The organism is Ferranicluibacter rubi, assembly GCF_011603255.1.
Classification (GTDB): domain Bacteria; phylum Pseudomonadota; class Alphaproteobacteria; order Rhizobiales; family Rhizobiaceae; genus Ferranicluibacter; species Ferranicluibacter rubi.
This window is the reverse complement of sequence record NZ_JAANCM010000006.1, coordinates 229,633-243,246: the sequence shown is the minus strand read 5'-3', so window position 1 is coordinate 243,246 and position 13,614 is coordinate 229,633. Positions and strand designations below refer to the sequence as shown.

The following is a 13,614-nucleotide window of genomic DNA, read 5'->3' as shown; positions in this document are numbered from 1 at the left end:
GGATCGATGGTCGGACACGACGCGCCCCCTTGGAAGGGAGGCACGCCGCCGGATAATCAGTCAGTCGCCTTGTCGGCCAGTTTCAACCGGGCCAACTGCAGCTCGACGGCATTGGCGATCGTCGGTGTGAAATCCAGCCGTTTGCCCACGCGCATGTAGTTGACCATGTGGAACAGCGGCACGTCGGCGACGACGTCCTCATAAATCTTGCGGAAGACCTCGTTGTATTCCTTCACCCGCTCGTCGCCGGATTTCGTGCCGGCGCTGACGATCAGGGCGTCCAGCGCCGGGTCGTGCAACTCGCTCTGTCGGCCATTGGAGTGATACTTGAAGAAGGCCGTGAAGGCAGCGTCGCCGCTGTTGTTGTCGTGCATGGTCAGGAAGATGTTGGGCGCCCGGTCCGGCGAAAAGGGCTTGTTCGCCATCTTCAGCCATTGCGTCATTTCGAGGTTTTCGAGCTTGATGTTGAAGCCGACCGCCCGCAGCATTTCGGCGGACGCCTCCACGAACTCGTTCGAGTTGGCAAACATGGCCGGGCGGCCGATCATGCGGATCTCGCGATCGACATCCACGCCATCCGCCTTGGCTTCGGCGAGCAGCTTCTGTGCCTGTTCCGGATCATAAGCCCAGGGCTTCAGGTTGGGATTGAAGCCGAGCGCGCTCGGGCCGACCTGCTGCATGGCGAGTTCCGCCTTGTCGCTGATGACGCTGCCAAGGAACGCCTTGCGATCGATGGCCAGGTTGATCGCCTTGCGCACGCGGACGTCGTTGAGTGGGGGAATATCGACGGAGAGGCGGAACAGCGCGCTGTCGGAGTTCGGATAGACCTTGTCCGTCTCCGGATTGGTCGCATCCTGCGGCGCGATGGAGAAGGCGAGATCGGCTTCGCCGGTCTCCACCATGGCGGCCGCCACGGAGGACTCCGTGCGCCAGACATAGGTCGCCTTGTCGATCACGGGCTTGTCGCCCCAATAGGCATCGTTTCTGACCAGGCCGACATTCTCGCCCTGCGTCCAGTGGTCGAAGGTGTAGGGGCCCGTGCCGATCGGCTTCGCGGTGTATTCGCCCTTCGGTGTGTTGACCGAGGAAATGGTGAGCTGCGCGAGCAGCGTCGGCAGGATTGGCACCGCCGTCTTGGTCGTGAACTTCACCGTCTGCGAATCGACCTCCACGGCCTTGATGTCGATACCGTCGAGATATTTGGTGCGGGTGATGCAGGTCAGCGCCGGATCGTTGGTGCGCTCCAGCGAGTGGACGACGGACTTGGCGTCGAAGGGCGTACCGTCGTGGAAGGCAATGCCGGGCCGAAGCTTGAACACCCACTCGGTCGGTGTCGTCTGCTCCCAGCTTGTCGCCAGCCGCGGCAGCGTCTTCTGGTTGGCATAGTCCAGTTCGACCAATGTCTCCACGACGTTCTGCTTGATAATGCGGCCAATAACGGAGCGAGGCGTCTCGCAGGGGTCGAGCCGGTCGGGACCTGCGGGAAGCACGATGGTGACGGCCGTCGCATCCTGCGCATGCGCAAGGCTGGCGGGGGCGATCAGAGCGGTCGACGCGACCAGCGCGATGGATTTCCAGAAATTCAACGACGTTCTCCTCATTGTCGTTCGAATGGACCTGTTCGGTGAGACGGCTCAGGCTCTCACAAGCTGCAGCCGCGCCTCCTTGAATTTGGCGATTTTCACCCGTTCGCGCTCCTCCTGCGCTCGGATGCCCGGCAGCAGATCCACGGCCACCTGTGGCGACAGCGCAACCACGCCGTCGTCGTCGCCCACGATGAGATCGCCGGGATGGACAACCAGCCCGCCGATCGACACGGGAACGTTGAGAGATCCCGGACCATTCTTGTAAGGTCCCTTGTGGGTCACGCCCCGGGCATAGCATGGCAGGTCGGACGCGCGGATCGCCGAGACGTCGCGGATGGCGCCATCGATCACGAAGCCGGCGACACCGATGGACTCGGCATGCGTCAGGATGATTTCGCCGATCAGCGCCTGGCTGACATCGCCGCCACCATCGACCACGATGACATCGCCGCGACGGGCCATCTTCAGTGCGGCGTGAATGGCGAGATTGTCGCCGTTGCGCGTCTTCACCGTCAGCGCCGTTCCGATGAGCGGGCCGCCGGCATGATAAGGCAGCACGCCGGTCGCACCCGGCAGGCGGGAAAGGTTGTCACTGATAATGGACGTGGCGACGCCGCGATACTCGGTGATCAGGCTAGGATCTACCGGTTGCGGGGCTGCGTTTTCTTCGATCGTCATGTCTCCTCCTGAAGGCTCGGTGCCTGGACCTTTATGAAGGCCTCTCCCAAGGCCCTCCGACAGCCGAAAACCTAAACTTGCGCTATCCCGAAAAAAAGCGATAAAATTGCCTCTATCCATATCGCTTTTCTTCATGCGAGGTGCCCATGTTCACGTTGAAGCAGTTGGAAGCTCTCTATTGGGTCTCGACGCTCGGCAGCTTCGAGGCCGCCGGATCCTATCTGAACGTGACCCAATCGACGATCTCCAAACGTATCGGAGAGTTGGAGGGAAAGTTCCCGGTGCCGCTGTTCGATCGGTCCAGCCGCCAGTCGATCCTGACGAGCAAGGGGCAGGACATTCGTGACATTGCCGAACAGATGCTGCGACTGAACGACCGGCTGACGCTCACCGCGCGCACCGCCAATGCGCCGCCCTTCCGGTTCCGGCTCGGCGTGACCGACCTTGTGGCGCTCTCGTGGCTGCCGCAGCTTCTGGCAACGATCATGGAACGCTATCCCGGCATCTCGCTCGAACCGGAAATCGACCTGACATCGGGTCTGCTGGAGCGGCTGAACGAGCGCCGTATCGACTTCGTCATCTGCCCGCGCCTCATCCAGCATCCGCAATTCGTGAACATGCCGCTGGGGGAAATCGAGCTGGTGTGGATGTGCAGCCCGAAGCTCTACAGCGGCAGCGCCGAGCTCAGCCGCGAGGACATGCTGAAGTTCCCGCTGCTCATCCAGTCGGCTGGCTCCATGCTGCGCCCCATCCTGCAGGACGTCATAGACAACCCGCGCATGCCGTTCACGAAGACGATCTCATGCAACAACATGGCAGCCCTTGCCGAGCTTGCAGCCCACGGCTTGGGCATCACCATCCTGCCCAAGGCCTTCTTCAGCCGCTACGTCACGGATGGTCGTCTGCGGATTATCAGATCCGCACTCCGCCTGCCGAAGCTCGAATATTTCATCACCTACCGCAACGACTACAACAGCCTGTTCTTCGAGGAGATTGCACAGCTGGGGATAGAGCTTTGCGACTTCGAACACAGCTTGGCAGCCACGGCATAGCTCCAGCAGATACTGGGTTGAAACTTAACCCGGCCCGCGTTGACGGGTCCCTGTCGGCCCACGCGCTCAAGATCGCACGCGAGGGCTGGAGCGTTCTGGCGCACGGCGTGTGGTGTCCGACTGACGCGCGAGACGGGATTCAATGCCTTAGGTTTGCCCCGCCTGCTTCCGTCACCTCAGCTTGGCGCCTTCCCGATCCGCCATTGGTAGGGCGGAGGCGTACCGTTGACGGCGTAGTCGCCGATGATGCGGTCCTTGTAGATGCGTGGGTTGTGCGAGGACAGGGTACGGGCGTTGCGCCAATGGCGGTCGAGACCGGCGGGCTTCTTGACCGCGGAGGCACCGAGCGTGTCGAAGAGGAGCGTCGATGCCTCGAGAACGAGATTGGTGACGACGTTCAGGGCCTGCGACGTTTCAAGTTCCGCAATGGCGTTGGCGCGTTCCTCGGCGTCTGCGTCACCGGCGAAGTGGGCCTGGTATGCACGTTCGATCGCGGCTGCGACCTGCAACACGATGGCGCCGGCGCAATAGGCGTGGCTGCGGATACGGCCGACCACCTGCAGCACCTGCGGGTCCTCGCGCGAACTCGGGCCGGCCGCGTTCGAGTAATGACGCTTGCGTGCGCCGACGGCCGCCGCCGTCTCGTCTGCGATGGCCCGGCCGATACCGGCAAGCGTCGCCAGATGCACGATCTGGTAGAACGCGGCGCCGTATCGGAATTTCTCCTGATCGGCCACGATGTCCTTGGGATCCACGGCGACATCCGTAAAGGTCGTGGTGCCGCTGGCGGTCAAGGTCTGCCCAAAACCGTCCCAGTCATCGACGACATCGACCCCGGGGTCGTCCCGGCGCACCTGAAGCACGACGCCCTCCCCCTCCAGACCGGTGGCGCCGACGTCGATCCAGTCGGCAAACAGCGAGCCGGTGGTGTAGTATTTCGTGCCGTTGATGACCAGTCCGTCGTTCTTCCTCGACACGCGCGTCGAGAAGGCATCCTGCTTGGCATCGCCGATCTCCGTCCAGGCATTACCGGCGATCTCGCCGGCCGCGATGCGTTGCGCCCAGCGCTTGCGGCTGTCACCCTGCGGCTTGCCGACGACGTCCTCGACGAAGCCGAAATGACCGCGCAGGGCCTGCGTGATGTTGGAATCCGCTTCCGAAAGCTCGATCAGGAGGTTGGCGAGTTCCGGTATCGAGGCGCCGAAGCCGCCTTCGGCCTCCGGAAGGCGGAGCGCGCCGAAGCCCGCTTGCTTCAGCGTCCGGATCTCATCGACCGGCAGGGTGCGCGAAAGCTCCCGTGCGATCGCGCCCTTGGCGATCTCGGAAAACAGCGGGCGGAACCGGGCGGCAAGCTCTTCGTAACGCGGGCTCGGGCCTGCGCCCCAGGCCAGATCAATCTGTGACATCGATGTATTCCTTGAAAGGGTCAGTTCGGTCTGGAGGCCGGGGCCCCTCCGAGATAGAAGTCGTGAACGTCCTCGCGACGGCGCAGCTCTTCGGCCGTTCCCGACAGGGCCACACGACCGTTTTCCAGAATATAGGCGTGGTCGGCATAGCGAAGCGCCAGGTTGGCGTTCTGTTCCGCGAGGAGAAAGCTGACGCCGGCCTGCGTGTTGAGCGTCCGGATGATCTCGAAGATCTCCTGCACGATGATCGGGGCCAGCCCCATGGAGGGTTCATCGAGAAGGACGAGGCGCGGCCTGGTCATCAGAGCCCGGCCGATCGCCACCATCTGCTGCTCGCCGCCGGACGTCAGTCCGGCTTTGACCTTGCGCTTCTCCTTTAGACGCGGAAACCACGCATAGACCTGCTCGAGGCTGCGTGCGAGTTCGGCCCGACCGGGCTTGCGGACGTAGCCGCCGGAGAGAATGTTCTCCTCGACGGTCAGCTGTGCAAAGCAATGCCGGCCCTCGAGAACCTGCACGACGCCTTGCGCCACCAGCCTGGAGGCCGAGAGCGCCCCGACCGGGATGCCGCGCCAGAGGATCGTGCCTTTGCTGACATGACCGCGTTCCGGCCCGAGCAGGTTGGAGACGGCCTTCAACGTCGTGGTTTTCCCCGCGCCGTTCGCGCCGAGGAGGGCGACGATCTTGCCCTTCCCGACGGTCAGGGAGACGTCACGAACGGCCAGGATCGCAGAACCGTAGAGGGCCTCGATATTCCTGACCTCGAGAAAGCCGGTGTCCTGAAGGGTCATATGATCGTTTCCGTATGTTGGCCCGTCCGTGTAGGGGGATCAGTTCTGCGCCTGACGCGGCTCGATGCCCTTTTCCTTGGCGTAGGCGGCTGCGCGCGCGTAGATCGCGTCACGGAACAGGGGACGATCGCCCTTCAGCCAGTCGGTCACCGCATTCCACTTCTGCCCGTCCCACTGAACGATCTTGGCGGCCGGATCGCCTTCATGGTCCTGCGGCGTGATCTTCAGGGGGCTGAGCAGGCCTGTCGCGCCAAGCTCGGCGATGCGTTCAGCGGTGATGTCGAGATGCTCGGCGGCCCACTGGCCCTCTTCCTTGGTCAGGGGACGGTTTCCGAACTTCTTCTGGCCGGTACGCAGGATCTCGGTGTAGATGATCGCCTGGACGAGACCGGCATTGTAGTAGACCGAGCCGAATTTCGAGACGTCCTTCAGGTCACCCTTGCCGGCATCGATGACGTTCTTTTTCAGTTCCTTGGTGATCTCGAAATCCGTGCCCGACGGGAAAACCGACACGGCGAGATAGTTCTTGGCGGCGGCACCTGCAGGCCGCGCATCCTCTTCGGATCCCGTCCAGATGTCGCCGATGATGCGATCCGCCGGGAAGCCGACACGCGCCGCGGTCTTCAGTCCGACCGGCGACATTACGCCCCAGGCGCGGAAGAACACCCAGTCCACGCCGGCCCGCTTGATCTGCTGCCATTGTGCCTGCTGCTGCTCGCCGGGATGCGGAACCGCGATCTGGATGTTCTCGAACCCGTATTTTTCCGAGAGGATGGCCATCGGCTGGATCGTTTCGCGACCATAGCCGGAGTCGTGGTAGAGCGTGGCAATCTTCAGGCCATTGAGCTTGTCATAGCCACCGGCCTGATTGGCTATGTGCTCGATGACGATCGAGGCTTCCGTCCAGTAATCGAAGAGAAGCGGGAACTGGTAGGGAAAGACGCTCCCGTCCACCGCATCGCCCCGTCCGCCGGCAACCGAGATGATCGGCAGCTTGTCGAGCCGCGCCTTGTCGGAAATGGCGGCATCGAAGCCGCTGGACGTGGTGAAGAGAACGGCGACCGGTGCTCCGGCATAACCGTTCTTGTAGCGCTCGTAGCATTCGAAGGCGCGCTCGAGCGTATAGGCCGTCTCGCACTCCTGGACGAAGATCTTGACGCCGTTCACGCCGCCCTTTTCGTTGATGTAGTTGAAATAGTCGCGGTATCCCGCCCACTGCGGAATGCCCGAAGGCGCGTAGGGGCCGGTACGATAGGAGAAGAGCGGGAAGAGTTGCTGACCCGTCGCCTCGTCCGCCTGTGCGACACTTGTGAGCGTGGCGGCAGCGATGAGGGCGCTGGTGGCGAGTGCAAGAGTTTTCGAGAGAAGAGACATGGCGGTCCTTTGGGTTCGTTGATGGAGCGTTGGGAGAGATTCGGGAGGATGGAGCAGGCCTCGTCGCCGCTCGGGTCGTTATCCGGCGTATCTGTTTCGGACGGCCTGTCGCGCACGCCGCAGCAGCGCGGAGAGGCCATCCGGTTCCTTGATCAGGAGCAGGATGATGATGGCGCCAAAGATGATGCGCTGGAGGTTGGTCAGCGCGCCCTGATCGCCGAGGAAGGAGAGATCGGCCGCCAGCACGACGCGGTCGAGCAGGATCGGCGTCAGCACGATGAACGCGGCGCCAAGGAAATTGCCAAAGATCGTCGCCACGCCGCCGATGAGCACGATGAAAAGAACCTGGAAAGACTTGTCGAGGTTGAAGGTGTGCGCATCCGACGTACCGAGATAGGCAAAGGCCCAGAGCACGCCCGTGACGCCGAGGAAGAACGAGCTGATCGCGTAAGCCTGCAGCTTGCGCCGGGCGACCCGGATGCCGAGAACGGAGGCTGCCGTTTCCATGTCCCGGATGGCCATCCATTCACGCCCGAGCCGGCTGCGAACGATGAGGAAGGCGAGGCCGATGAGCAGGACCGTGACGCTGGCGGCGAGAAAATAGCGGCCGAGCGGCGACTGCAGGCTGTAGCCGAGGATCTCGAGCCGTGGCGCCGATATGGTCAGCGACTGGCTGTCATTGGAGAACCAAGTGAAATTGCTGAACAGCCACTCGAAGAAGAACTGCGCGCCCAGCGTCGAGGCGCCAAGGTAGAAGCCCCTGATCCGCAGCGACGGCAGGCCGAAGACGACGCCGGCCGCCGCAGCGATCAGCCCGGAGATCAAAAGCACGAGGGGTAGCGGCAGCCCGGGTACGCGCAGAATAAGATTATAGGCCGAGAACGCGCCGATCAGCATGAAGGCCGCCGAGCCCAGGGACACGAGACCGGCATAGCCCTGCAGCAGATTGAGTCCGATGCCGGCAAGCCCCATGACCAGTGTCGGAATGATGATGGAGCTGAGCCAATAGTCGTCCGCCATGGCCGGGATGACGGCGAACGTGACGAGTAGCCCGGCGACGATCGGCAACAGGGGCGCGTCGAGGCGCGAGAGGAGGCCGGACGGCAACGTTCGATCCTGAAGCAAGGTCACGGTCAGACCCTTTCGATGTCACGGTCGCCGAACAGGCCGGCGGGCCGAATGAGGAGGAAGGCGACGGCGAGGATGTAGGCAAACCAGGTGGAGACGCTGCCGTTGACCAACGGCCCGAGATAGATATCGGCGAGCGCCTCGCTTGCGCCGACGATCAGCCCGCCGGCAATCGCCCCGGGGATCGAGGAGAATCCGCCGATGATCAGCACCGGGAGAGCCTTGAGCGTGATCAGCGAGAGCGAAAACTGCACACCCTGTCGCGCGCCCCAGAGAAGCCCGGCGACCAGCGCGACGAGGCCCGCGACGCTCCAGACGATGCGCCAGATCACCGGCAGCCGGATGCCGATGGACTGGGCAGCGAGCGTGTCGTCCGCCACGGCCCTGAGCGAGACGCCCATCCGGGTCTTGCTGAAGACGATGGCGAGGACCGCGACCAGGGTGACGACGATCAGGGAGGCAACGATGTCGAAATGGCTGATCAGGATCCCGGCGTAATCCTCGGCGATATCGTCGATGCCGAGATCGAGCATGTGCACGTCGGTGCCGAGAAAGAACTGTGCGGTGCCGTCGATGACGAAACTGAGACCCAGCGTGGCCATGAAGAGGGTCAGCGAATCCCGGTTTCGCAAGGGTCGGAGAACGAGAGCCTCGACCAGGATCGCCACCACGACCATCAGCGCCGCCGTCGCGAGGAACGCGATCCAGAACGGAAATCCGTGCTCCACGAGGGTGACGAAGGCGAGCGCCGCCAGAAAGACCATTGCGCCCTGGGCAAAGTTGAAGACGCCCGACGCCTTGTAGATCAGCACGAACCCAATGGCGACGAGCGCATACATCAGCCCGGCGAAGAGGCCGGTGATCAGGGTTTCCAGAAAAAAGGACATGGGAAATCTCTAATGAACGGTGCCGAGATAGGCGGCGATGACATCGGGATTGTTGCGCACCTCGTCCGGCGTACCGTCTGCAACCTTGCGGCCGTAGTCGAGGACGACGACATGCGAGGCGAGGTTCAGCACAATGCCGACGTCGTGCTCGATCAGCACGATCGTCGTACCGAAGGAGCGGTTGACCTCGGCGATGACGCGGCTCATCTCCTGCTTTTCCTCCTGGTTCATGCCGGCCATCGGCTCGTCCAGCAGCAGGAGTTTCGGCGCAGCCGCCAGCGCGCGGGCGAGATCGACGCGCTTCTGCATGCCGTAGGAGAGTTTCGACACGACCGTCTCGGCATGCCGATCGAGATGGAGAAAGGCGATGATCTCGTCCGCCCGGTCGATGAACCGGCGACGTTCCGCGCCATCCCGGCCGAAGCGGAAGATGTTTTCGAGGAACGTCGCGGTGCCCCGCCGCGAGAGGCCGGCCAGCACGTTTTCCCGCACGGTCAGGCGGTGGAAGAGCGCATTGTGCTGGAAGGTTCGCCCGATACCCAGCAAGGCCGCCTTCTGCGGATGGATCGCCCCGAAGCGTGCGCCGTTGAAAACGATATCGCCGGTATCGGCCCGGTAGACGCCGTTGATGACGTTCAGGAGCGAGCTCTTGCCGGCCCCATTGGGGCCGATCAGGGCGCAGATCTCGCCGGTGGCGACGCTGAAGCTCAAGGCATTCACCGCCTTCACGCCCTTGAAGGACAGCGAAACGTCGCGAAGCTGGAGGAGATCGCTCATCAGGCGACGACCGACCGCAGCGCAGAGGCCGATGCGCGTTCGGCATTCCGGCGCTTGACGGCTTCGATGTCGCGGTAAGCGTCGGCAGGGTGGTTCTTCGGTAGGTAGGGTCCGTCGCCGAAAAGTTTCTCCCGCAGCGTGCCGGGCTTGTAGGCCGTGGGATAGACGCCGCGCTTCTGCAGTTCCGGCACGAGCAGATCGACCGCCGCCTCGAAGCTTTCCGGTGTCACGGCATAGGCAAGATTGAACCCGTCGACATCCGTTTCCTCCGCCCAATCCTGAAGGATATCGGCGATCGTGCCGGGCGAGCCGACGAAGACCGGACCGACGCCGCCGATACCGCCCCATTTGGCAAGCTCTTCCACCGTCCAGGTCTTATCCTTGCCGGCAAAGTGCTCAACCATCGAGACGATGGCGTTGGTCTCGACCTTCTTGAGTGCGTCCGTCGGTGCGTACTGCCCGAAATCGATGCCGCTCCATCCCGACATGAAGACGAGGGAGCCGTCATAGGATGTATAGCTCTGATATTCCTCGAACCGCTTCTGGGCCTTTTCGTCCGTCTCGTCGATGATGAGCGTCGTCAGATTGTAGATCAGCACCTTCTTCGGATCGCGGCCGCTGGCCGCCGCCTTTTGCCGGATTTCGGAGACATAGGCCTTTAGCAGCGCCTTGGTGGGCGCGCCGACGAAGACGCATTCGGCATGTGCTGCGGCAAAGGCCTTGCCCGGACCGGAGGCCCCGGCCTGATAGAGAACCGGCGTGCGCTGTGGCGAGGGCTCGGACAGATGGTAGCCCGGCACGTCGAAGAACGTGCCCTTGTGACCGATTTCGTGAACCTTGGTCGGATCGGTAAAGATCCCGCGGACGGGATCGCGCTGCACGGCGCCCTCCTCCCAGCTCCCCTCGAACAGCTTGTAGAGCACCTCGACATATTCGGCGGCGACCTCGTAGCGGTTTTCATGGCTGCGCAGGCCGCCTTGGCCGACATTCTTCGCGCCGCTTTCGAGATAGGACGTCACGATGTTCCAGCCGACCCGTCCCTTCGTATGGTGGTCGGCCGTCGCCAGCCGACGGGCGAATGTGTAGGGATGCTCGAAGGAGGTCGAAGCGGTGATGCCGATGCCGAGATGCTCGGTCGCAAGGGCGATCGGAGCGGCAAGCTGGATCGGATCGTTGACGGGGATCTGCGCCGCCTGCTCGATCGCATGGTAATTCGAGCCCTTGTAGACATCGTAATAGCCGATGACATCCGCGATGAAGATCCCGTCGAAGATGCCGCGTTCCAGGGTTCTCGCAAGATCCTGCCAGTAATCGAGGTCCTTGTACTTCCAGGACCGATCCCGCGGATGTTTCCAGAGACCCGGCGACTGGTGCCCTACGCAATTCATGTCAAAGGCGTTAAACCGTATCTGCCTGGTCATCGATCCGCTCCGGGATGCACGTAAGTGATGCCGGGCAATCTAGCAGCAGGGCGAATGGGCGCGAGAAATTCGCTATTGTCTACCGATTTAATAATGAATTTTTTTGCTAACAAAGACGGTTTTTTCAGTTCCCGGCAGATCGAAGCCTGTCGCGGAGCCTAGCAGCGCGACTGTTCCGAACGTTGATCCGTCGGTGGCTTGCGGAGCACCCGCTCCTGCCAGTTTCTCCCGAGAACCGAATAATGAGAGAATTCCAAGGCGGGACTGCAGAAACGGGAGCGACATGTTTCGTCCCTTCCCGAATAATTAGAATATTTTATCTATAGTTTTTATAGATTACTTGATTTCATGAAGCCATCGACTTCGAGCGATGAGACGTTCAACGCCCGGCGGATGCCGTGGGGCCGACGCGATGTGCTGTCCTTTATCCAGATCAACAGGAGTGATTTCATGAGCAATCCAGTCCTTGTCAACCAGACCATCCCCACCTCCGATATCCTGCCCCTGACCGGCCGTGTCGGCGCTGAAATCTGGGGCATCCGTCTCGGCGGAGATCTTTCGGATGCAACGGTCGCTGCCATCAACCAGCTTCTTCTGAAGCACAAGGTCATCTTCTTCCGCGGTCAGGATCATCTCGACGACCAGGAGCAAGAACTGTTTGCCCGGCGTCTGGGCGATCTCGTACCGCACCCGACACAGGGACCGGTGGCCGGCACGGCCTCCATCCTCAATCTCGACTCCAGCCGTGGCGGCGGGCGGGCGGACCAGTGGCACACGGATGTGACCTTCGTCGATGCCTATCCGAAGTTCTCGGTCCTGCGCGGCGTGGTCATTCCGGCGGCGGGCGGCGACACGATCTGGTCCAACACGCATGCGGCCTATGAAAACCTGCCGGCACCGCTGAAGTCGCTGGCCGACACGCTGTGGGCCATCCACAGCAATGCCTACGATTACGCGGCCGTTCGCCCCCGCGCGACCGCTGACGAGAGGAAGCATTTCGAGGAAGTCTTCACCTCCACGGTCTACGAGACCGAGCACCCCGTCGTGCGCGTGCATCCCGAAACCGGCGAGCGCTCGCTGCTGCTCGGCAATTTCGTCCAGCGCCTTGTTGGCCTCTCCAAGAGCGATTCTGCAAAGCTCTACGAGGTGTTCCAGTCCTATGTCACCGCCCCTGAAAACACCGTGCGGTGGCACTGGCAGACCGGAGACGTCGCCATCTGGGACAACCGCGCCACCCAGCATTACGCCGTCAACGATTACGGTGACCAGCATCGCGTCGTGCGCCGCGCCACGGTGGATGGCGATGTTCCGGTCAGCGTCGATGGCCGCCGCAGCGTGACGCATGTGAAGGCCGCCAAGCCCTCGGCAAAAGCCGCCTGAGCGCCGGGAAAGGGAACAGATCCATGAAACGTCTCATTGTCGCGGCGCTCGCCGCGCTCGTCGCCACCTCGGCATTCGCCGAGGATGTGACCATCCGCTTCGGCTATCCCGGCATCGGTCTCGACAACCGGCAGTATTCGCAAGGGGACGCGAGCTCCTACGGACGGGCCCGCGACTATATCGAGAAGGAATTCGCGGCCGACAAGAACATCAAGATCGAGTGGACCTTTTTTCGCGGCGCAGGCCCGGCGCTCAACGAATCTGTCGCGGCCAATCAGCTCGACTTCTTTCTTCTCGGCGACCTGCCGGCCATCGTCGGCCGTTCGCGCGGTCTCGACCACAAGTTCCTCTTCACGACGGGCCGGCACCAGCCGATCTACCTCGCCGTCCCCGCCGACAGCACCATCGCATCCATCGACGACGTGAGGGGCAAGAAGGTCGCGCTGTTCAAGGGGACCAACCTGCAGCTGGCCACGGACCGCGTGCTGTCCACCCACGGCCTGACGGAAAAAGACGTCCGCTTCATCAATCTGGACACCAATGCGGCAGTGCCGGCGCTGACCTCCGGCAATGTGGACGCCGTTTTCGGCGGCCCGGAATATCTGGCGCTGGCCAGGAAGAGGATCGTGAAGATCGTCTACACCACCAAGGGCGACGATCCGACGCTCGGGCGAAACTCATCCTATCTGGTGACGACCGCCTTTGAACAGGCGCATCCGGACCTGACGCAGCGCGTGGTCACCACATTCATCAAGGCGGCGGCCTTTGCCTCCGATCCCGCCAACACGGACGAGGTGTTCGAGGGCTGGTCGCTTTCGGGCTTCCCCAAGGAGACGTTCGTCGCCGATCTTGAGGGCGATACGCTCGCCAACCGGCTCAACCCGCTCATCGATGACTTCGTCGTCACCCGCTACAAGGATCAGGCGGCGCGCGCGAAAGCCTACGGTCTGATCAAGTCCGACGTCGATGTCGATACGTGGCTGGAACCGAAATATCTGCAGCAGGCGCTGAAGGACCTGAAGCTGGAGACCTACTGGTCGAGCTTCGGCGCCGGCGGCGAGATCGCCAAGACAGGCGATCTCGACAAGAAGCAGACCAACTGACGCGCAAGGCCGGCCTTGTGTCGCGACCGAC

Annotated in this window: 12 protein-coding genes; 3 read left to right on the top strand and 9 right to left on the bottom strand. The window is 62.5% G+C overall.

Annotated elements, in window-relative coordinates; genetic code table 11:
• Nucleotides 1–56 precede the first annotated feature (56 nt).
• Entirely contained in the window at nt 57–1,586 is a 1,530-nt protein-coding gene (locus G8E10_RS13970; RefSeq protein WP_167129765.1) for an ABC transporter substrate-binding protein, read from the bottom strand.
• Between the two features lie 48 nt (nt 1,587–1,634).
• Entirely contained in the window at nt 1,635–2,264 is a 630-nt protein-coding gene (locus G8E10_RS13965; RefSeq protein WP_110729065.1) for an RraA family protein, read from the bottom strand.
• Nucleotides 2,265–2,410: 146 nt separating this feature from the next.
• Here G8E10_RS13965 and G8E10_RS13960 point away from each other — a divergent pair, with 146 nt between their 5' ends.
• Nucleotides 2,411–3,316, top strand: coding sequence for a LysR family transcriptional regulator (locus tag G8E10_RS13960; protein WP_167129763.1), 906 nt, complete (start codon nt 2,411–2,413; stop codon nt 3,314–3,316).
• 176 nt (nt 3,317–3,492) lie between these two features.
• On the opposite strand, the gene G8E10_RS13955 is transcribed toward G8E10_RS13960, so the two are convergent.
• The 7 genes from G8E10_RS13955 to G8E10_RS13925 form a co-directional block, all read right to left on the bottom strand.
• Complete coding sequence (locus G8E10_RS13955; RefSeq protein ID WP_167129761.1) at nt 3,493–4,722, bottom strand: acyl-CoA dehydrogenase family protein; 1,230 nt, start codon at nt 4,720–4,722, stop codon at nt 3,493–3,495.
• A 20-nt stretch (nt 4,723–4,742) separates the two neighbouring features.
• Complete coding sequence (locus G8E10_RS13950) at nt 4,743–5,513, bottom strand: ABC transporter ATP-binding protein (RefSeq protein WP_167129759.1); 771 nt, start codon at nt 5,511–5,513, stop codon at nt 4,743–4,745.
• 39 nt (nt 5,514–5,552) lie between these two features.
• Nucleotides 5,553–6,887 carry an ABC transporter substrate-binding protein gene (locus tag G8E10_RS13945; protein WP_167129757.1) on the bottom strand — a complete coding sequence of 445 codons (1,335 nt, stop codon included), beginning with the start codon at nt 6,885–6,887 and terminating at the stop codon, nt 5,553–5,555.
• Between the two features lie 78 nt (nt 6,888–6,965).
• On the bottom strand, nt 6,966–7,994 hold the full coding sequence (locus G8E10_RS13940; RefSeq protein ID WP_425530842.1) for a branched-chain amino acid ABC transporter permease: 1,029 nt from the start codon (nt 7,992–7,994) through the stop codon (nt 6,966–6,968).
• Between the two features lie 26 nt (nt 7,995–8,020).
• Complete coding sequence (locus G8E10_RS13935) at nt 8,021–8,902, bottom strand: branched-chain amino acid ABC transporter permease (RefSeq protein WP_092938088.1); 882 nt, start codon at nt 8,900–8,902, stop codon at nt 8,021–8,023.
• Nucleotides 8,903–8,911: 9 nt separating this feature from the next.
• Nucleotides 8,912–9,679, bottom strand: a complete 768-nt coding sequence (locus tag G8E10_RS13930; protein WP_110802011.1) for an ABC transporter ATP-binding protein — start codon at nt 9,677–9,679, stop codon at nt 8,912–8,914.
• Nucleotides 9,679–11,100: an LLM class flavin-dependent oxidoreductase gene (locus G8E10_RS13925; RefSeq protein WP_167129755.1), complete on the bottom strand. Its 1,422-nt coding sequence runs from the start codon at nt 11,098–11,100 to the stop codon at nt 9,679–9,681. The genes G8E10_RS13930 and G8E10_RS13925 overlap by 1 nt, the downstream gene beginning before the upstream one ends.
• 450 nt (nt 11,101–11,550) lie before the next feature.
• Between G8E10_RS13925 and G8E10_RS13920 the strand changes: the two genes are divergently transcribed.
• Together G8E10_RS13920 and G8E10_RS25980 are read left to right on the top strand one after the other, a co-directional pair.
• Nucleotides 11,551–12,480 carry a TauD/TfdA dioxygenase family protein gene (locus G8E10_RS13920; RefSeq protein WP_167129753.1) on the top strand — a complete coding sequence of 310 codons (930 nt, stop codon included), beginning with the start codon at nt 11,551–11,553 and terminating at the stop codon, nt 12,478–12,480.
• A 23-nt stretch (nt 12,481–12,503) separates the two neighbouring features.
• Nucleotides 12,504–13,583 (top strand): ABC transporter substrate-binding protein, encoded by a 1,080-nt coding sequence (locus G8E10_RS25980; protein WP_281517571.1) that lies wholly within the window; start codon nt 12,504–12,506, stop codon nt 13,581–13,583.
• Nucleotides 13,584–13,614: the final 31 nt, after the last annotated feature.